This is a genomic window from Trinickia diaoshuihuensis (assembly GCF_003390925.1).
In the GTDB taxonomy this organism is placed as follows: domain Bacteria; phylum Pseudomonadota; class Gammaproteobacteria; order Burkholderiales; family Burkholderiaceae; genus Trinickia; species Trinickia diaoshuihuensis.
This window is the reverse complement of sequence record NZ_QUBS01000012.1, coordinates 25,378-44,717: the sequence shown is the minus strand read 5'-3', so window position 1 is coordinate 44,717 and position 19,340 is coordinate 25,378. Positions and strand designations below refer to the sequence as shown.

General features: G+C 64.0%; 17 protein-coding genes. 13 read left to right on the top strand and 4 right to left on the bottom strand.

From position 1 onward, the window contains the following. The first annotated feature begins 168 nt into the window (after positions 1 to 168). The 6 genes from DXT59_RS01820 to DXT59_RS01795 all read left to right on the top strand — a co-directional run bounded on the left by DXT59_RS01820 (position 169) and on the right by DXT59_RS01795 (position 5,930). The gene (locus tag DXT59_RS01820) at positions 169 to 807 is read left to right on the top strand and encodes a hypothetical protein (protein WP_162877903.1); all 639 of its coding nucleotides are present in this window, start codon (positions 169 to 171) and stop codon (positions 805 to 807) included. A 226-nt stretch (positions 808 to 1,033) separates the two neighbouring features. Beyond that, positions 1,034 to 1,984, top strand: a complete 951-nt coding sequence (locus DXT59_RS01815; RefSeq protein WP_116135235.1) for a branched-chain amino acid ABC transporter permease — start codon at positions 1,034 to 1,036, stop codon at positions 1,982 to 1,984. 19 nt (positions 1,985 to 2,003) lie between these two features. Next, on the top strand, positions 2,004 to 3,173 hold the full coding sequence (locus DXT59_RS01810; RefSeq protein WP_116135267.1) for an ABC transporter permease subunit: 1,170 nt from the start codon (positions 2,004 to 2,006) through the stop codon (positions 3,171 to 3,173). Between the two features lie 18 nt (positions 3,174 to 3,191). Beyond that, complete coding sequence (locus DXT59_RS01805; RefSeq protein WP_116135234.1) at positions 3,192 to 3,968, top strand: ABC transporter ATP-binding protein; 777 nt, start codon at positions 3,192 to 3,194, stop codon at positions 3,966 to 3,968. Further along, positions 3,968 to 4,684 carry an ABC transporter ATP-binding protein gene (locus DXT59_RS01800; RefSeq protein ID WP_116135233.1) on the top strand — a complete coding sequence of 239 codons (717 nt, stop codon included), beginning with the start codon at positions 3,968 to 3,970 and terminating at the stop codon, positions 4,682 to 4,684. The genes DXT59_RS01805 and DXT59_RS01800 overlap by 1 nt, the downstream gene beginning before the upstream one ends. Positions 4,685 to 4,790: 106 nt before the next feature. Then, positions 4,791 to 5,930 (top strand): branched-chain amino acid ABC transporter substrate-binding protein, encoded by a 1,140-nt coding sequence (locus DXT59_RS01795; protein ID WP_420823352.1) that lies wholly within the window; start codon positions 4,791 to 4,793, stop codon positions 5,928 to 5,930. Positions 5,931 to 6,043: 113 nt separating this feature from the next. On the opposite strand, the gene DXT59_RS01790 is transcribed toward DXT59_RS01795, so the two are convergent. After that, positions 6,044 to 7,228, bottom strand: a complete 1,185-nt coding sequence (locus DXT59_RS01790) for an acetylornithine transaminase (RefSeq protein WP_116135232.1) — start codon at positions 7,226 to 7,228, stop codon at positions 6,044 to 6,046. A gap of 261 nt (positions 7,229 to 7,489) precedes the next feature. Beyond that, positions 7,490 to 8,521 carry a CDP-6-deoxy-delta-3,4-glucoseen reductase gene (locus DXT59_RS01785; protein WP_116135231.1) on the bottom strand — a complete coding sequence of 344 codons (1,032 nt, stop codon included), beginning with the start codon at positions 8,519 to 8,521 and terminating at the stop codon, positions 7,490 to 7,492. Between the two features lie 75 nt (positions 8,522 to 8,596). Here DXT59_RS01785 and DXT59_RS01780 point away from each other — a divergent pair, with 75 nt between their 5' ends. Next, positions 8,597 to 9,667 carry an NAD-dependent epimerase/dehydratase family protein gene (locus tag DXT59_RS01780; protein WP_116135230.1) on the top strand — a complete coding sequence of 357 codons (1,071 nt, stop codon included), beginning with the start codon at positions 8,597 to 8,599 and terminating at the stop codon, positions 9,665 to 9,667. 15 nt (positions 9,668 to 9,682) lie between these two features. Here DXT59_RS01780 and DXT59_RS01775 read toward each other — a convergent pair whose 3' ends face one another. Continuing rightward, positions 9,683 to 10,384 (bottom strand): pseudouridine synthase, encoded by a 702-nt coding sequence (locus DXT59_RS01775; protein WP_116135229.1) that lies wholly within the window; start codon positions 10,382 to 10,384, stop codon positions 9,683 to 9,685. A gap of 175 nt (positions 10,385 to 10,559) precedes the next feature. Here DXT59_RS01775 and DXT59_RS01770 point away from each other — a divergent pair, with 175 nt between their 5' ends. From DXT59_RS01770 to DXT59_RS01760, 3 genes are all read left to right on the top strand, one after another. Continuing rightward, on the top strand, positions 10,560 to 10,976 hold the full coding sequence (locus tag DXT59_RS01770; RefSeq protein ID WP_116135228.1) for a DUF2946 domain-containing protein: 417 nt from the start codon (positions 10,560 to 10,562) through the stop codon (positions 10,974 to 10,976). Positions 10,977 to 11,077: 101 nt separating this feature from the next. Next, positions 11,078 to 11,989: a hypothetical protein gene (locus tag DXT59_RS01765; protein ID WP_116135227.1), complete on the top strand. Its 912-nt coding sequence runs from the start codon at positions 11,078 to 11,080 to the stop codon at positions 11,987 to 11,989. 16 nt (positions 11,990 to 12,005) lie between these two features. After that, positions 12,006 to 12,380 carry a copper resistance CopC family protein gene (locus DXT59_RS01760; RefSeq protein ID WP_116135226.1) on the top strand — a complete coding sequence of 125 codons (375 nt, stop codon included), beginning with the start codon at positions 12,006 to 12,008 and terminating at the stop codon, positions 12,378 to 12,380. 24 nt (positions 12,381 to 12,404) lie between these two features. Here the strand turns inward: DXT59_RS01760 and DXT59_RS01755 are convergent, their stop codons facing one another. Beyond that, positions 12,405 to 14,459, bottom strand: a complete 2,055-nt coding sequence (locus DXT59_RS01755) for a glycoside hydrolase family 28 protein (protein WP_116135225.1) — start codon at positions 14,457 to 14,459, stop codon at positions 12,405 to 12,407. Between the two features lie 306 nt (positions 14,460 to 14,765). Here DXT59_RS01755 and DXT59_RS01750 point away from each other — a divergent pair, with 306 nt between their 5' ends. From DXT59_RS01750 to araD, 3 genes are read left to right on the top strand one after another with little or no spacing between them, the layout of a single operon-like run. Further along, entirely contained in the window at positions 14,766 to 15,704 is a 939-nt protein-coding gene (locus DXT59_RS01750) for a dihydrodipicolinate synthase family protein (RefSeq protein WP_116135224.1), read from the top strand. 12 nt (positions 15,705 to 15,716) lie between these two features. Beyond that, positions 15,717 to 17,297: an aldehyde dehydrogenase (NADP(+)) gene (locus DXT59_RS01745; protein ID WP_116135223.1), complete on the top strand. Its 1,581-nt coding sequence runs from the start codon at positions 15,717 to 15,719 to the stop codon at positions 17,295 to 17,297. Between the two features lie 55 nt (positions 17,298 to 17,352). Next, positions 17,353 to 19,110, top strand: coding sequence for an L-arabinonate dehydratase (gene araD, locus DXT59_RS01740; protein ID WP_116135265.1), 1,758 nt, complete (start codon positions 17,353 to 17,355; stop codon positions 19,108 to 19,110). Positions 19,111 to 19,340 lie beyond the last annotated feature (230 nt).

Below are 19,340 nucleotides of genomic sequence, written 5' to 3'. Positions count from 1 at the left end.
ATTAGAGTTACAATGCGCGCGTCCTCAAGGTCCCCGGGCCTTCTGGCATCGGTATTGAGCAAGGCGCAGGAGACCTAGTTAATGCAAGTCAAGTTTGCTTACGCCGCATCGGGCATCACGAGAGGCGGCGAGGCGAGCATCGGTATCGCGGCGAGGGCCGGGGCGCCGGTGAACGAGACGGCGGCTAACGTCTCCGTGGGGCAGGCCGGGTGGCCGGCGGTACGCTCCGTGCGTTTGGATCAGGACAAACAAAATAAAAAGCAGGCGGCGTCGCGGTTGAGCGACCACGCGCGGCCAGCTCGCTCGCATCGGCTTATGCCGGCGCCGGCGATTATCCCCAACCGCACCGGGCGCGCTCGACCGAGCACGCGTGGGTATGGCGGAACATTTTCGCTGAGTGTGTTGCCTGCAGCGCAGGCCGCACTCGAAATCGGAGCAACAATCCTTGCGGGCGGCGTGCGTGCCGGCAAGGGGATGCCGTCCGCGCTCGATGCGCGGCGGTATCGCGTCGGTTTGCAGGCAGGCTCAATGCCCGCGTGCCGACATCAGGATGCAGGCTTTGCGCGGTACGGCGAAGACGGCATCCGCACGCTGGCGCTGCATGCCGCTTGTGCGGCGTCCGGCGCAAAGAAGTGTGCCGCCTCGATCGAGACGCCCAAGACGCTGAAGGCGATGACCCCCGCGCATGAACGTGCGTGGATGGCCCTCATCACCCTCGGCGGGCACGGCGGTTCGCGAGACGGCGCCATTACGCTTCACGACTTCAAGGACAGCGCATGCGCGGTTCTCGACGTCGTGAAGGTGTAGTGACGGAGCATGGCAACGCGACGGCACCGGATACCCGACGGTGCCGTTTTTGCATCCGCCTCACCGGGTCTGCCGCCGAATCACGGCTTCGAGCGGTATCCGTGAGGCGGCCGACCCTTACCGGTTTTTTTATCAGTACCCGCAGTGCCGTTGCGGTTTTCGCCGACCGTCCGCGTTACAACCGGCGCGAAGCGAAGATCCAGTCGCACGGGCTAAGGAGCTTTAAATGGATATCTTCATCCAGCAGATCCTCAACGGTCTGGTGCTTGGTAGCGTCTACGCCATCATTGCACTGGGCTATACGATGGTGTACGGCATCTTGGGCATCATCAACTTCGCTCACGGCGACGTGCTGATGGTCGGTGCGATGGTCGCGCTGTCCACCATCAACGTGCTGCATAACCACTTCCCCGGGCTCGGCAACATCCCGACGCTCATCATCGGGCTCCTCGTCGCCGCCGCGGTTTGCGCCGTCGTCGGTTACCTGATCGAGCGCACCGCGTACCGGCCGCTGCGCCGCGCGCCGCGCCTGGCGCCGCTGATCACCGCCATCGGCGTGTCGATCCTGCTCGAAACGCTCGCCATGATGATCTGGTCGCGCAACCCGCTGCCGTTCCCGCAGCTCATCTCGACCGATCCGATCAACGTCCTGAAGCCGACCGACACGTCGGTCGGCGCGGTGATCTCGATGACCGAAATCACGATCATCGTCGTCGCCTTCCTCGTGATGGCGGGCTTGCTGCTGCTCGTGCACAAGACGAAGCTCGGCCGTGCGATGCGCGCTATCGCCGAGAACCCGAACGTCGCCAGCCTGATGGGCGTGAACCCGAACTTCGTGATTTCGGCAACGTTCATGATCGGCTCGGCTCTTGCGGCCTTGGCCGGCGTGATGATCGCGTCTGAATACGGCAACGTGCACTTCTATATGGGTTTCATCCCGGGCATGAAGGCGTTCACCGCCGCGGTGCTCGGCGGCATCGGCAACCTCGGCGGCGCCATGGTCGGCGGCGTGGTGCTGGGCCTGATCGAACAGCTCGGCGCCGGCTACATCGGCAACCTCACGGGCGGCGTATTCGGCAGTAACTATCAAGACGTGTTCGCATTCGTCGTGCTGATCATCGTCTTGGTCTTCCGTCCGTCGGGTCTGCTCGGCGAACGTGTCGCGGACCGCGCGTAAGGGCAAGGAGCAAAGCAAAATGACTTCAATTCAACCGATCGAGCCGTCCACTACGCTCATCCCCGAGAAAAATGCCACGAAGACGCTCGTCGTGGGTGTTCTCACGGCTATCTTCGTTATTGCCGCGCCGATGATCATCGGCGCGGCCGGCGGCAACTACTGGGTTCGCGTGCTCGACTTCGCGATGCTCTACGTGATGCTGGCGCTGGGCCTGAACGTCGTGGTGGGCTTCGCCGGCCTGCTGGATTTGGGCTATATCGCGTTCTACGCGGTGGGCGCGTACACCGCCGCGCTGCTGACCTCGCCGCATCTGGCCAACCAGTTCGAATGGATCGGCCGCATTTGGCCGAACGGTCTGCATCTGTCGTATTTCCTGATCGTGCCGATCGCCGCGGGCTTGGCGGCGCTGTTCGGGGTGCTGCTCGGTGCGCCGACGCTGCGTCTGCGCGGCGACTACCTGGCGATCGTGACGCTCGGTTTCGGTGAAATCGTGCGGATCTTCATGAACAACCTTGACCGCCCGCTGAACATCACGAACGGGCCGCAGGGTATTACCGGCGTCGATCCGGTGCACGTGGCCGGCTTCAGCCTCTCGCAAACGCATACGATTTTCGGCGTGCAACTGCCGTCGGTGTACCTGTACTACTACCTGTTCGTGCTGTGCTCGCTGTTCGTGATCTGGGTGTGTACGCGTCTGCAGCACTCGCGTATCGGCCGCGCTTGGGCCGCGATTCGCGAAGACGAAATCGCCGCCAAGGCAATGGGCATCAACACGCGTAACGTCAAGCTGCTCGCATTCGCGATGGGCGCGTCGTTCGGCGGCCTGTCGGGCGCCATGTTCGGCGGCTTCCAAGGGTTCGTTTCGCCCGAGTCGTTCACGTTCTGGGAATCGGTCGTGGTGCTCGCCTGCGTGGTGCTCGGCGGCATGGGGCATATCCCCGGCGTGATCCTGGGCGCGGTGCTGCTCGCCATCTTCCCGGAATTCCTGCGCTCGACGATGGGCCCGCTGCAGCACTGGCTGTTCGGCCATCAGATCCTGGATACGGAAGTGATCCGTCAGTTGCTGTACGGTCTGGCGATGGTTCTGATCATGCTCTACCGCTCGGAAGGCCTGTGGCCCGCGCCGAAGCATGAGGACAAGATCGCGAAACTGGCCAAGCGCAACGCCAAGAAGCCCGTGCGCGCTTGAGAGCGGAGGAAACAAGACATGAGCAATAAAAGCATTCGTTTGTCCGTCAAGGGCGTGAACAAGCGGTTCGGCGGCCTGCAAGCGCTGTCGGACGTGGGCCTGCAAATCGAGGAAGGGACGATCTACGGTTTGATCGGCCCGAACGGCGCAGGCAAGACCACGTTCTTCAACGTGATCACGGGGTTGTACACGCCCGATTCGGGCGACTTCAAGCTCGACGGGAAAGACTACACGCCGACGGCCGTGCACCAAGTGGCCCAGGCCGGTATCGCGCGTACGTTCCAGAACATTCGTTTGTTCGGCGGCATGACGGCGCTCGAGAACGTGATGGTGGGCCGCCATGTGCGCACCAAGCACGGCTTGCTCGGCGCGGTGTTCCAAACGCCGGCCGAGCGTCAGGAAGAGCGCGAAATCAAAGAGCGCGCGCTCGAACTGCTCGACTACGTGGGCGTGCTGCAATACGCCGACTACACGGCGCGTAACCTCTCGTACGGCCACCAGCGCCGTCTCGAGATCGCGCGCGCATTGGCCACCGATCCGAAGCTGCTCGCGCTCGATGAGCCGGCGGCGGGGATGAACGCCACGGAGAAGGTCGAACTCACGCGTCTTCTGGAGAAGATTCGCGACGACGGCAAGACGATTCTGTTGATCGAACACGACGTGAAGCTCGTGATGCACCTGTGCAATCGCATGACGGTGCTCGATTACGGCAAGGTGATCGCTGAAGGTCTGCCGCAAGACGTGCAGAAGAACCCGAAGGTGATTGAGGCATATCTGGGCGCGGGGGTCCACTGATGGCTACGGCAATGTTGAAAATCAAGGGCCTGCAGGTCAATTACGGCGGCATCCAGGCAGTCAAGGGCGTCGACATGGAAGTCGCGCAGGGCGAGCTGGTCACGCTGATCGGCGCGAACGGCGCGGGCAAGACGACGACGATGAAGGCCATTACGGGCCTGAAGCCGTACTCGGCCGGCGACATCGAATACCTCGGCCAGTCGATCAAGGGCGTGCCGGCGCACGAGCTGCTCAAGCGCGGTCTGGCGATGGTGCCGGAAGGCCGCGGCATTTTCGCGCGCATGTCGATTCTCGAAAACATGCAGATGGGCGCGTATCTGCGTAGCGACAACGACGGCATTCAAAGCGACGTCGAGCGTATGTTCGGCTACTTTCCGCGCTTGAAGGAACGCGCCAAGCAGTTGGCCGGTACGCTCTCGGGCGGCGAGCAGCAGATGCTGGCGATGGCGCGCGCGATCATCAGCCGTCCCAAGCTGTTGCTGCTGGACGAGCCGTCGATGGGTCTGTCGCCGATCATGGTCGAAAAGATCTTCGAAGTCGTGCGCGACATCTCCAAGGAAGGCCTGACTGTGCTGCTCGTGGAGCAGAACGCGCGCCTCGCGCTGCAGGCGGCTAACCGCGGCTACGTGATGGATTCTGGTATGGTCACGATGTCGGGCGACGCCAAGCAGATGCTCGACGATCCGAAGGTGCGGGCAGCCTATCTCGGCGAGTAACGCTATCTCTCGCGCGCCCGTGCGAGAAGCACGGGCGCCGTCAATGGGCCCACGGCCCGCATGCAGTAGTCTCACTCAAACCCGATCCAACAAGGGGATAACTACAGTGATTAAGTCGCTTCTCACCGGCTGCGCGGCAGCCGCCGCGCTTTCTTTTGCACTTTCAAACGCCGCTTATGCCGACACGGTCGTGAAGATCGGCCACGTCGCACCGCTCACGGGCGGCTCGGCTCACCAAGGTAAGGACAACGAAAACGGCGCGCGTCTCGCGATCGAAGAGATCAACGCGAAGGGCCTCGTGATCGGCGGCCAAAAGGTGACGCTCCAACTCGATCCGCAAGACGACGCGGGCGATCCGCGCCAAGCGACGCAGGTCGCGCAAAAGCTCGTCGACGATAAGGTCGTCGCCGTCGTCGGACACGAAACGTCGGGCACGTCGATTCCCGCCTCCAAGATCTATAGCGACGCCGGCGTCGTGCAGATCTCGCCGTCCGCGACGAATCCGAAGTACACGGAGCAAGGCTTCAAGACGACCTACCGGGTCGTCGCGACCGACGCTCAGCAAGGTCCGGCGCTCGCGAACTACGCGGCCAAGGAAATGCACGTGAAGAAGATTGCGATCGTCGACGACTCGACCGCTTACGGTCAGGGCTTGGCGCAGCAATTCGAAACGGCTGCGAAGGCCGCTGGGATGAACGTCGTGTCGCATGACGCCACGAACGACAAGGCGGTCGACTTCCGCGCCATTCTGACGAAGATCAAGGGCGAAAACCCCGACGCGATCATGGTCGGTGCAATGGACGCGACGGGCGGTCCGTTCGCGAAGCAAGCGAAGCAACTGGGTCTGCGCGCGAAGATCCTCGCGGGCGACGGCGTGTGCACGGCCAACATCGCCGATCTGGCCGGCAACGCGGCGGACAACATCGTCTGCTCGCAAGCCGGTGTCGGTCTCGACCAAATGGCCGGCGGTGCCGCGTTCGCGGCGAAGTACAAGAAGCGCTACGATCAAGACGTCGTGCTGTACTCGCCGTATACGTACGATGCCGTCTACATCATCGTGGACGCGATGAAGCGCGCGAACTCGGTCGATCCGGCGAAGATCCTCGCCGCGTTGCCCGCGACCGATTACAAGGGCGTGATCGGCGAGACGACGTTCGATGCGAAGGGCGACCTGAAGCACGGCGTCATTTCGATCTACGGCTACAAGGACGGCAAGCGGACCTTCATCAACAAGGTCTCGATGTAATCCGGGTTAAGTCGTAGCAAAAAGCCGCATGCGTGGTGCACGCATGCGGCTTTTTTATCGGGGTTTCGCAAGCGCGGCGAGTTTGGACTCACCGCGCCCATGTGCGACGCCGATCAAAGCGAATCGAGCACGGTGCGCAGCATCGCCATCATCTGATCGATTTCTTCGTTGGTCACGTTCAGTGCCGGCATGAAGCGCAGCAAGTTCGGCCGCGCGGCGTTCAGCAGCAGGCCCACGGGCTGCATGTCGCGAGCCTTCTCGACGATCTGCGGGCCGATGTCCTTGCCGAGCAACAATGCGCGCAGCAGCCCCTCGCCGCGCTCGCCCTCGAAGCCGCGCTCGGCCGAGAGTTCGAGCAGCTTCGCGCGCAGGTATTCGCCGCGCGCGCGCACGCCTTCCAGAAAACCCGGTGCCGTGAGCGTTTTGATGACCGCATAACCGACTGCCGTCATCAACGGATTGCCGTTGTAGGTGCCGCCCTGATCGCCGGCCTCGAATACGGCCACGTCTGCTTTGGAGAGCAGCGCCGCGAGCGGCACGCCGCCGCCGATGCCTTTGCCGAGCGTCATGATGTCGGGCTCGATGCCGGAGAGTTCGTAGGCGAACAGGGTGCCCGCTCGGCCACAGCCGCTTTGCACTTCATCGACGATCAGCAGCAAGCCATGGCGCTTCGTCAGCTCGCGCAACTCGCGCATGAACTGAGGCGTGGCCGGAATCACGCCGCCTTCCCCTTGAATCGGCTCGAGCATGACGGCTACCGTCTTGTCGCCGATGAGCTTTTCGACCGACGCGATGTCGTTCAGATCCGCCTTGGGAAAGCCCGGCACTTGCGGGGCGTAGAGGGTATCCCAGCCCGGTTTGCCGCTCGCGGACATCGTCGCCAGCGTGCGACCGTGGAAGCTGTGATCGAAAGTGATGATTTCGTAGGCGCCGTTCTTGAACTTCTTGCCCCATTTGCGGGCGAGCTTGATCGCGCCTTCGTTCGCTTCGGCGCCGCTGTTGGCGAAGAAGACCTTGTCGAAGACGCTGTGCTCGGTCAGCAGCGCGGCGAGATTGACCATCGGCTCGTTGTAGAAGGCCGGCGAAGGGTTGATGAGCTGGCGCGCCTGCGTCTCCAACGCTTCGATCATCGCGGGATGGCAGTGCCCCAAACAGTTGACGGCCCAACCTTGAATGAAGTCGAGGTAGCGCTTGCCTTCGCTGTCGAAGAGCCATGAGCCCGCGCCGCGCGTATAGACGATGTCCGGCCGGTTGGTGATGTACATCAGCGACTGCGTCGGGTTCTGCGTCGATTGCATGGCACGGCTCCGCGATAAGTGAAGGAAAGTGATCGGGAAATGAAAAAAGCCACGGTAGTCCGTGGCTTTGCGGTTTTGACCGATTGCGCGCCTGCCGATTGCTTGCGAGGCGCGCGTCCGCTACGAGCCGACGGCTTCCCTGGCGGGGAGCGAGCGGCGACGTCGGAGGGCGGACAGATTGCGGTTCATGGGCGCAAGAATACGACAGCGTGCGTGACGATGCAATGACGGCGCCGCATCCGCTGTCGCATTTTCGTCTCGTCAGACCGCGTTGACGAGGTCGGCTTCGCTCGTGAACGAATCGGCGTAAAACTCCTCGGCCGGCAGACCATGATGCGCCGTGAAGTCGCGCAAGGCCGATTCCACCATGACGGGCGCGCCGCAGGCATACACCTGGTAGCCCGACAGGTCGGGCAAGTCTTCGACCACGGCCCGATGCACGAAGCCGGTACGGCCCGTCCAACCGTCGGTCGCGTCGGGCTCGGAGAGCACCGGCACGAACTTGAAGTTGGGGTGATCTTTCGCCCAGCCTTCGGCGAGTTCGAGCATGTACAGATCTTTCTTGCGGCGAGCGCCCCAATAAAGCGTGATGGGGCGGTCGATGTTCTTGAAGAACGCATGCTCGGCGATGGCCTTGATCGGCGCGAAGCCGGTGCCCGAGGCCAACAAAACGATGGGTTTGTCGGAATCCTCGCGCAGGAAGAACGTGCCGAGCGGGCCCTCGAAGCGCAGGATTTCGCGCTCTTTCATCGTATTGAAGACGTGATCGGTGAACATGCCGCCGGGCATGTGGCGGATGTGCAGCTCGATCGGGCCTTCGTTGTTCGGCGCGCTCGCCATCGAGTAGCTACGGCGTTTGCCGTCTTTCAGAATGAACTCGATGTACTGGCCGGCAAGATATTGCAGCCGCTCGTTCGCGGGCAATTGGAGCTTGAGCACGATGACGTCGTCGGCACGCCGTTCGAGCGCGTTCACGCGGCACGGCAGCTTCTTGACTTGGACGTCGCCGACACCCGCGATCTCGCGCACGTCGATGACGAGGTCCGATTGCGCCGTCGCGCAGCAAAAGAGGGCCAAGCCGCGCGTTTTCTCGTCGTTCGACAATGCCGAGGAGGAATGCGAGCGCTGTTCGATCTGGCCGGAGACGACCTCGCCCTTGCACGAGCCGCATGCGCCGTTCTTACAGCCGTAGGGGACGCCCACGCCTTGGCGCAGCGCGGCGACCAGCACGGGTTCGTCGGGTTCTACTTGAAACTGCCGGCCGCTTTGCCGGAGGGTCACGTTGTATGCCATAGCTCGATGGAAACAAAAAGGGCGAAAAAATGGGCTCGAAGCACGCACGACGGCCGACCGCTACAATGCGCGCACATGAACGCTACACGAATCTTGCGCCGGCCCCGCGTGCTCATCGTCGGATGCGGCGATGTCGGGCTGCGCTGCGCGCGCCGCCTGCTCGCTCGCCCGGCGCCCCCGCGCGTCATCGCGCTCACGACGCGTGCCGCGCGCGCCGACCAATTGCGCGCCGAAGGCGTGACGCCCATCGTCGGCAACCTCGATGCGCCGCGAACGCTGCGACGACTCGTAGGGCTTGCACCTACCGTACTGCACCTCGCACCGCCGCCTGCGCACGGCGACGACGACCCGCGGACGCGGGCCCTCATCGCGGCGCTCGGCTCGCGCACGCGCCACCGTCCGGCTCAGCAGCCTGCCGGCGCGGCGGTGGGGCGCTTACGGACGCACCGCCGAGCGGTGTGTCCGGCGTCCGGCCCGGGCCAATTCGCACCTCGCGGCGGCGGCACGCTTACTAACGGCGGTATTGTACCCGAGGCATTTTCGGCCGCTTGGCCCCGCGCGCGCTTACGCGTCGTCTATGCCAGCACCACCGGAGTGTATGGCGACTGCGCCGGCGCGTTGATCGACGAAACGCGTCCCGTGCGGCCCGCGAACGCGCGCGCGAAGCGGCGTGTGGCGGCAGAGCGGCGCTTTCGGCAAGCCAGCGCGCGCGGGGTGATGGCGGCGAGCATCGTGCGCATTCCCGGCATTTACGCACGCGAGCGCTTGCCGCTCGCACGGATCGTGCAAGGCAAGCCCGCACTCGTCGACGCTGATGACGTCTACACGAATCACATCCATGCCGACGATCTCGCCGCGATCGTGCTGCGCGTGGCGATGCGCGGACGCGCGGGGCGCGTCGTGCACGCATCGGACGATACGGTCATGAAGATGGGTGAATATTTCGATCGCGTGGCCGACGCATTCGGTTTACCGCGCGTGCCGCGCGTGACACGCGAGGCGGCGCAAATGATGCTCGATCCGGCCACGCTTTCCTTCATGCGCGAATCGCGGCGCTTATCGAATGCGCGGCTCAAGCGCGAGTTGGGCGTGGCGCTGCGCTATCCGACCGTCGACGATTTTTTGCGCGGCCGTCGCGCGCCCTGAAATCAAGCATCGAGCTCAGGCGCGCAGCGCTTGCAACGCCGCTTCGTCGAGCCATTGCCATGCGCCGGGCGCCAGCGCCGGCGGCAGCGCGAGCGAGCCGATCCGTTCTCGATGCAGCGCTTCGCAGCGATTGCCCGCCGCTGCGATCATGCGTTTGACCTGGTGGTACTTCCCCTCGTTGACGGTGATTTCGAGCAGGCGCTCGCCGCGCATGCTTACCGCCGCCGCAGCGATCGGCGCATTTTCTCCATGCAGCAGAACGCCGTCGCGCAGCGCTTGCAACTGGCGATCGTCTAGCTCGTGCCGCGTCGTGGCCAGGTAGGTCTTCGGCACTTTGCGCTTAGGCGATGTATAGGCGTGCACGAATTGACCGTCGTCGGACAGCAGCAATAGTCCTGTCGTGTCTTCGTCGAGCCGGCCGACGCATTGCACCCCGCGCGTCGGCAACTGCGCCGGCAGCAAGCTGAACACGCTCAAATGATGCTGCGGTTCGCGCGAGCATTCATAACCGGCCGGCTTGTTCAGCATTAAATAGGCACGCTCGCGGTAGCGCCACGACGTACCGTCCACCTCGAACGCGAGATCGTCCACGGAAAAGTCGGCATCGGCGTCGGTGCACACAGTGCCGCCGAGCGCGACGCGTCCTTCGGCGATCAACGCGCGGCATTGGCGGCGCGAGCCGAAGCCTTGCTTGAAGAGGATGCTTTCGAGGTCCATGGTTGCGTCGAATCGGAGTGGCGCGATTGTACGCCCTGTCGCGGCTTGTCTTACGGCTGACTCGCCGCGAGCGGATTGCCGCGGCGGCCTTGCGCATGCCGGCGGGCCTCGCCGATAATCGGGCGGTCGAGATGCCCTTGGTCCAACTTTCCCGTCGCGCGCCTCGCGCCCTCTGATGCTCAATCGCCGCCTCCGCCGGTTCGGTGCCCTGCTCGGATTGCTTGCAATCTGGATGACCGTGCTCGCCCCCGCGATTTCGCAGACGCTCGCGGCGCGCGAGCATGCCGAGCATGCCGAGCATGCTCAGCACGAGACCATTGCCGGCTCGCAGTGTCCGGACCACGCGGCCGCCCAGATGCCGGTGGGCGGCGATTCGGACCGGCCTAGTCATGGGCACGATGCATCGGGTCATGGGCAGGCCTGCGGGTATTGCGCGTTCTTCTCCCATCTTCCGATGGTGCCGGCCCTCATGCCGGTGTTTCTGCCCGTACCGCTCGCCGCCGCCGCGCCGCTTGCCGTCGCCCTCGCCGAGCCTGAGGTTTGCGAGCGTTTCCTTGCCGCGCAGCCGCGCGCGCCTCCGTTCGTTTCTTGAGCCCCCTCCGAGCAAAGACCAACCCGCGGTGCGCGAATACCGCGGTGTGACTGCGCGCGCGTGATGGACGCGCGGCATCGAGCCACCATTGGGACTCCGACATGAAACGCTTTTGCAGTTTCGCGAAGCGGCACGCCGCGCTATGCGCGGCCGCCGGCTTCGCCGCGTGCAGTTCGACCGCGATGGCGCACGCCGTCGCGGGCGATCGCACTTTTCCCGTCACCCTAACGATCGACGACCCGGGCGTCGGCGATGAATTCGACTTTCAGTTCGGCCATATCAAGAACACGACCGACGACGGCGATCCGATCAATATCAATACCGCCTCCTACGAGTGGGACAAATTGATCACATCGAACCTGGCCTTCAGCGTGGGCGGGCAGTACGTCAATCAAAACGCTCCCGACGGCAGTTCCGCGCGCGGGTTCGACAACACCGCGGTCGGTCTGAAGTACCTCGCCTACGTCAACCCGAAACACGAGTTCATGGCATCGGTCGGCCTTGTCGCGGAGCTGGGCGGCACGGGCGCCAAATCGATTGCGAGCGGGTATTCGACGTTCACGCCCAACCTCTATTTCGGGAAGGGGTTTGGCGATTTGCCCGCATCGCTCGGTTATCTGCGTCCGTTCGCGATCACGGGGCAACTGGGGCCGCACCTTACGACGGCCAACTCCGACACGGGGCCGAATTCATTGGGCTGGGGCGTCTCCTTGCAGTACAGCATCCCGTACTTGCAGTCGCAGGTCAGAGACTTGCACTTGCCCGAACCGATTTCGAACTTGATACCGATCGTCGAGTTTCCGATGAATACCTGCACGGCCGGTGTTTGCGCCGGTCAGACGACCGGTACGATCAACCCGGGCTTGATCTGGATGAATCGGTATGGGCAGTTCGCTATCGAAGCGCAGATACCCGTGAATCGCGCGAGCGGTTCGCACACAGGTGTGCTCGTACAGGCGCATCTCTATTTCGACGATATATTCCCCGGTTCGCTGGGCAAACCGCTGTTCTAATTCGGGACCCATTCTCATGAAGCCATCTTCGATTTTCCCGTTCGCGCGCATCGGCGTCTGCACACTGCTCGTCGCATTCGCACAGTGGGCTTACGCTCACGCACATCCGAAGCAGCAAACGCCGGGTGCCGGCGCCACGGTCGGGGCCGGCACGGCCCAAGTGTCGATCGAATTCGACGACGCGCTGGAGCCCGCGTTCAGTTCGTTGAAAGTGACCGATGCGGCCGGCAAGGATGCGACGAACGGCGCATCCAGCGTCGATGCGAACGACAAGAAGCACATGAGCGTGGCGCTTCGCGCGCTGACGCCCGGTCTTTACACGGTCTCTTGGGTGGCCGTGGCGGCCGACGGCCACCGAACGCAAGGACATTACACGTTCACCGTGAAGTGACGCCCGCGCTCCGCGAGCGTCCGTTCAGCCCGTGAGCGACGTGTTATAGGTCGTCGTACCGATCACGACGTTACTCAATGTGATCGCATTGACGTTCCAGATATAGATCGGCCCCGGGTTCGTCGCGCTCGCGGTGCCGTTCGACACCGGCGTACCGAGATTGCAGTTCGAAATCGTGATGCCGGTGATCGGCGAGACGGCGGGCGCGGGGGAAGGGCCGTTGTAGTCCGCCGCGACGGGGCCTTGTGCGACGATCGCCTGGAAGCACGATCCGGTCTTGCCCGCTAGCGTGACATTGCCCGCCGTAACGTTGCTGATGTTGACGTTGCGTATCACCGGCGGGCTCAAGCGAACGGCATCGCCGTTCGGCGAATAATCGCAATCGAACGCAATGAGTCCGCCTTGCGACGCCGACGGGTTACCCGCGCTCGCGGTCGCCACGCCCACCGGTACCGAGGTATTGATCGGGCTGCCGGGAATCATATTGCTCGAGCCGTAGCCCTTGCCCGTCAAGGCGATGCCGTTCGGCAACGTGACTCCGTCGATGTAGACGTTCCGCACGACGCCGCCGCGATTCATGTTGCTCTTGATCCGGATCGCCATTTGCAGCGGATTGGTCGCCCAGTTCTGATTGAGCATGGTGAGGTTGCGCGCGTAGATGTTCTCGATCCCGGCGCTCATCTCGCTGCCGAGCGTGAGGCCGCCGTGACCGCTGTTCATCGTGCAGTTTTGAATCACGTGGTTCTGCGCGGGACCGTACTCGGTATCGAGCGCTTTGCCCGATTTGATCGCGATGCAATCGTCGCCCGTATTGAAGGTGACGGAGTCGGCGAGTACGTTGTTGCACGCATCGGGATCGAAGCCGTCGTTGTTCGGGCCGATGCTGTCGGCGAAGACGTTTTGGATGACGACGTTCGTGCAATCGGTCGGATGATGCTGCCAAAACGGCGTGTTTTGCGTGTGATAGCCCTGCATCAACACGTTCGTGCAGCCGATGAATTCGACCATGCATGGCCGAAGGTAATGGCCGTTGCCAAAGATGCGAGCGGTCACCGGAACACCCAATTCCGAAAGCGCGGGCAGGTAGTTTTGGTCCTGCGACCATGACGAGGCCGTGAGCAGCGGGAGGATCGTCGCAGCGTTGGACGCGGTGATCGTCGTCAGACTCGTCAGGGCCGTGTTGTTCGGATTGGCATAGCTCTGCGAGGGGGTGGACGATCCCGCGCAGCCGTACGCCCCCGCCGTGCCCTTGAACGTCCACCAGCACGATGCGGGCGTCGTCCCGTTCGGCTCGATCGGCGTCATCGCTTGCCCGTTCAGGATCGAACTGCTGCCTTCGCCGGTCAGGGCGATATTGCTCTGCTTGTACGCGTAGACCGGCGAGCCGAAGTTCAGGCAGTCGTTACCTTGCCAGCGGGTCCAATACAGGTTGCCGTTGGCCGTCGCATAGGGGCCGTTCTTGGCGTAATCGGCCGGGTTGGGACTGAAGTAGATCGTGCACGCCTCGCTCAGATGGAAGTTGACGTTGCTGAGCAAGACGATCGGGCCGCCGCAATACCAATTGCCGGCCGGCACGACCACGCGGCCGCCGCCGGCCGCATTGGCTGCGACGATCGCGTTATTGAATGCCGTGCACGAGTCGAAGGCCGTCCCGGTCAAGCTCGACGACACCATCAATTCCGAGCCGGGACTTTGCGGCGACGTGCTTTGATTGAGCCATGGGATGGCCGTACTCCATGCGGAGGCCGTCGTGACCTGCGACGTAATTGGCTGCGCCCCGAAGCTCGTGACATTGAAATCGACGGCGGGAAACATCGACTGCGCGACGCCTTGCAACGAATTGACGATTTGCGTGGCTGCGCCGCTCGGTCCCCAGATCGGATCGGATGGCGTGGAACTCGTCGTCGAGCCTGACGCGGCGCCGCCGCTGTTCGAGCCGCCGCCGCAGCCGGGCAAGCCGGCTAGGACCGTGGCGCCCGCCGTCGCGCCGGCAAGGGCCAGGAAGGCGCGACGCCCGGGGGAGCGGACCTCCCAGGCCGCGGCGGCGAATGCACGCAAGCTCAGTTTCTGTTCTGCCATCTCAGTCTCCATGAGTTGAACTCGACTCGGGCGCCGCTCGGCGCGCCCGAACCGGCCTGGCGATAAGCCAGGGATGGCATTTTCGTTATGCAAATTTTAAGTTGTCAAACCTCGTAAACGATAGGTTGGTCGATTGTGTCGGCCGGCGCGGCCTGGGAGGTCCTGTAGACGGGCATGACAACGCAAACCGCGCGACGACCAGGGCAATCGAAGTCGTCACTGATGTCTCTATGTTGTTTGACAAGATGGTTTTGCTGGTGATACCGTCCGGCCTATCAGTCATCAAAACACCCGTTTCGAGGCCCCATGAACGTGTCCCCACTTGTCGAGAGCGAATTCGCCTCGTCCGTGATGGCGGTGCCGCCGCTAGCGCGCCGCGCCGATTTGTCGATCGATGTCGCCGAAAATCAAAAGCTGATTCGTCACATCGAAGCCGGCGGTATTACGACGCTGCTCTACGGCGGCAACGCGAACTTCTATCACGTCGCCGTGAGCGAATATCGCGAGCTGCTCGACATGCTCGCCGAGAGCGCGGCGCCCGGCACGCGCGTCATTCCGTCCATCGGAGCGGACTACGGCAAGATGCTCGATCAAGCTCGCATCCTTGCGCAGACCTCTTACCGGACGGCGATGGTGCTGCCGTTCGCGAATTTCGCGACGCCTGAGGGCGTGGAGGCGGGCTTGACGCGAATCGCCGATACGGCAGGTATTCCGCTCACGCTGTATGTGAAGAGCGAGCAGTATGTCGATGTCGACACGCTCGCGCGGCTCGTCGATCGCGGCACGCTGGCCGCCGTGAAGTACGCGATCGAACGCGACGATCCTTCGAACGATCCGTATCTGCGCCGATTGCTGCAGAGCGTGAATCCCGCGCGCGTCGTCTCGGGCATGGGCGAACGTCCGGCGGTCATTCATTTGCGCGACTTCGGTTTGGCCGCGTGGACCACCGGTTCGGGATGTATCGCATCGCGTGCCGTATGCGAACTCATGCGTGCCGTGCGCGAATCGCGCGCCGCTGATACGCAGCGGCTCTACGATGCGTTCATGCCGCTCGAAACGTTGCGCGACGACATCTCGCTGATCCGCGTGCTGCATGACGCGGTGACGTTCTCGGGCGTGGCCGATATGGGCGCGATCCTGCCGCTGCTCAGTGAGACGCCGAAGCAGCACCACGATGCGGTGCGTGCGGCGGCGCAGGCGTTGCTTCGATTCGAGCAGGCCTTGCGTGCCGAACACGGAGCCTGAGGACGAACGACGATGCGTATTGCCGGCGAAATGTTATTGGGTGCGTCCTCGGTAAGAGGGATGCAAGGCTCGATGCGCGCCTTCGATCCGGCGCGCAACGCCGAGATCGAGCCGTCCTTCGGGATGGGCGGCGTGGCCGACGTGGCGCGCGCCTGCGATTTGGCGGCTGCGGCGGCCGACGCCTATCGGGCGGCGCCCATCGAGACGCGCGCCCGCTTGCTCGAGGCCATCGCCGAGAACATCGCCGCGCTCGGCGAGATGCTGATCGAGCGCGCGCATGCCGAATCGGCGCTGCCCAAGGCGCGGCTCGAAGGCGAGCGTGCGCGTACGATGGGGCAGCTAAAGTTGTTCGCGCAGCTCGTGCGCGACGGGCGCTGGTGCGGCGCGGTGCTCGATTCGGCGATGCCCGAGCGTGTCCCGGCGCCGCGGCCCGATCTGCGCGCGCAACGCATCGCGCTAGGCCCCGTGGCTGTATTCGGCGCCAGTAACTTTCCGCTCGCGTTTTCGGTCGCGGGCGGCGACACGGCGTCGGCCTTGGCGGCCGGTTCTCCCGTGGTCGTGAAGGCACACCCCGCCCATTTGGGCACCTCCGAACTGGTCGGCCGCGCCATTCAAAAGGCAGTGGCGGATCTCGGCTTGCCCGAAGGCGTGTTCTCGCTCGTGATCGGCGCTGGCAATGCGATTGGTGAAGCGCTCGTCGCACACCCGGCGATCAAGGCGGTGGGCTTCACGGGCTCGCGGCAGGGCGGTCTTGCGTTGATGCGCGTGGCCGCGTCGCGGCGCGAGCCCATTCCGGTCTATGCCGAGATGAGCAGCGTGAACCCGATGTTCGTGCTACCCGCGGCGCTCGCCGCGCGCACCGATGCGCTGGCTCGCGGCTTCGCCGACTCCCTCACGCTCGGCGTCGGTCAGTTCTGCACGAATCCGGGCCTCGTCGTCGCGATCGAAGGCGCGGCGTTGGAGGAATTCGTCGCGACGGCCGCCCGCGCGCTGCAGGAAAAGAGCGCGCAGACGATGCTGACGGCCGGGATAGCAACGGCTTATCGCAGCGGCATCGACGCCCGCGCGAACACGGCCGGCGTGACGCGCGTGGCCGAGGGCGCCGCGAGCGACGCGCAGTGCGCCGGGCGCGGCGCGCTCTTCAGAACCACCGCGGCCGAGTTTCTGGCCAATGCGCAGCTACAAGACGAAATTTTCGGGCCGGCGTCGCTCGTGGTCCAATGCCGCGACACCGAGGAACTGCTGCGCGTGGCCGAGCATCTGGAAGGTCAATTGACGGCCACGCTGCACATCGACGAGGCCGACTATGCGCTCGCGGCGCGGCTCTTGCCGACGCTCGAGCGCAAGGCGGGGCGCATTCTCGCGAACGGTTTTCCGACCGGCGTCGAGGTAACGCATGCGATGGTGCACGGCGGCCCGTTTCCGGCGACGTCCGATGCGCGCACGACGTCGGTCGGCGCGATGGCGATCGAGCGTTTCCTGCGCCCGGTTTGCTATCAAGATCTGCCGCAGGCCCTGATGCCGGCGGCGTTGCGCGACGAGAACCCGCTGGGTCTTTGGCGCTTGCGCGACGGCGAGCTTGCGCGCCGTTGAGGCGGCGCGCGGTGGCCGGCGTTTTCACTGATTGAGTATTGCGGAGTCGCACGAAGTGAGCACGAACAGAAAGAAACCCGAGGAACTGCGCAGCCATCGCTGGTACGGCGTGAACGACCTGCGTTCGTTCGGTCACCGCTCGCGCAGCGCGCAAATGGGCTATAGCCGCGAGGAATACGCCGGCAAACCCGTCATCGCGATCCTAAACACGTGGAGCGAGATCAACCCGTGCCATACGCACTTCAAGGTGCGCGTGGAGGAAGTCAAGCGCGGCATTTGGCAGGCGGGCGGATTTCCGATCGAGTTGCCGGTGCAGACCCTTTCGGAGCCGTTCCAAAAGCCGACCACGATGCTGTATCGCAACTTCCTCGCGATGGAAGTCGAGGAGACGTTGCGTTCGTATCCGGCTGACGGCGTCGTGCTGATGGGCGGATGCGACAAGACCACGCCCGCGCTTTTGATGGGCGCGATCTCGATGGATTTACCCGCGATCTTCCTGCCCGCGGGTCCCATGCTCAACGGCAATTGGAATGGCCGCACGCTCGGTTCGGGCTCCGATACGTGGAAGTATTGGGCCGACCTACGCGCGGGGAACATCACCGAAGACGATTGGAAGGGCGTGGAGGGCGGCATCGCACGCTCGCCGGGGCACTGCATGACGATGGGCACGGCTTCGACGATGACTAGCGCGGCTGAAACGCTCGGCTTCACGTTGCCCGGCTTCGCATCGATTCCCGCGGCCGATTCGCGCCACGCCCAAATGGCCGCGAAAACGGGTATGCGTATCGTCGACATGGTGTGGGAGGACCTCAAGCCCTCGGACATCATCACCGGGAAGTCGGTAGACAACGCCGTGACGACCTGTCTCGCGCTCTCGGGTTCGACGAATGCCATCGTGCACATGATCGCGCTCGCTCGGCGCGCGGGGATTCCCCTGACGCTCGGCCACTACGACGATCTGTCGCGCCGCACGCCCGTGCTCGCGAACATCCGTCCGACCGGTCAGTACCTGATGGAAGATTTCTACTACGCGGGCGGCTTGCGGGCGATGCTCAAGGAGCTGGGCGATCTCATCGACGGTACGCAGCGCACGGTCAACGGCAAGACGCTCGGCGAGAACATCGCCGACGCCGAAATTTTCAACGACGAGGTTATCCGCCGCTTGAACGCGCCCGTGATGCCCGATACGGGGCTTGCTGTGCTGCGCGGCAACTTGGCGCCGGACGGCGCCGTGATCAAGCCGGGCGCCGCCGATCCGAAGCTGCACGTACATACGGGACGCGCGGTCGTCTTCAAGGACTACAACGACATGGCGGCGCGGATCGACGACGACGCCCTCGATATCGACGAGCAGTCGGTCATCGTGCTGCAGCATGCGGGGCCCGTCGGTGCGCCCGGCATGCCCGAATGGGGGCAACTGCCGATTCCGAAGAAGCTGTTGCAAAAGGGCGTGCGCGACATGGTCCGCATTTCCGATGCGCGCATGAGCGGCACGAGCTACGGGGCATGTGTGCTGCACGTGGCGCCCGAGTCGTTCATCGGCGGTCCGCTCGCGCTCGTGCGCGACGGCGACCTGATCGAACTCGACGTGCCGGCGCGCAAGCTGAACGTGCTCATTAGCGACGAAGAGCTCGCGCGGCGCAAGGCGGCGTGGGTGCCGCCCGCGCCGCGGTTCACGCGCGGCTATGGCGCCATGCATCAGATCCACGTCATGCAAGCCGATAAAGGCTGCGACTTCGACTTCCTGCAACGCGAAGGCGCGCAAGGTGCAAGTGCGGGCGGCGGCAGCGGCGGCGAGCCGGAGATTCACTAACTAGAAGATGTGCCCGTTCGGCGCACGCGTCGAACGGGTCCGTCGCATCGAAGCGGTACGGGCGGGTGCGTCTGCGGGAGGCAGGCGTGCGCGTTCCGGCGACGCGATGTACCGGATGATGTCGTTAGGATTCCTAAATGACAAGATGGTACCGGCCGCTTCAAGCGATGCGTGGCGGGTAAAGCAGCGACTGGCGCCGTGCGGCGACCAGGAGAAATCGAGCGGCATTG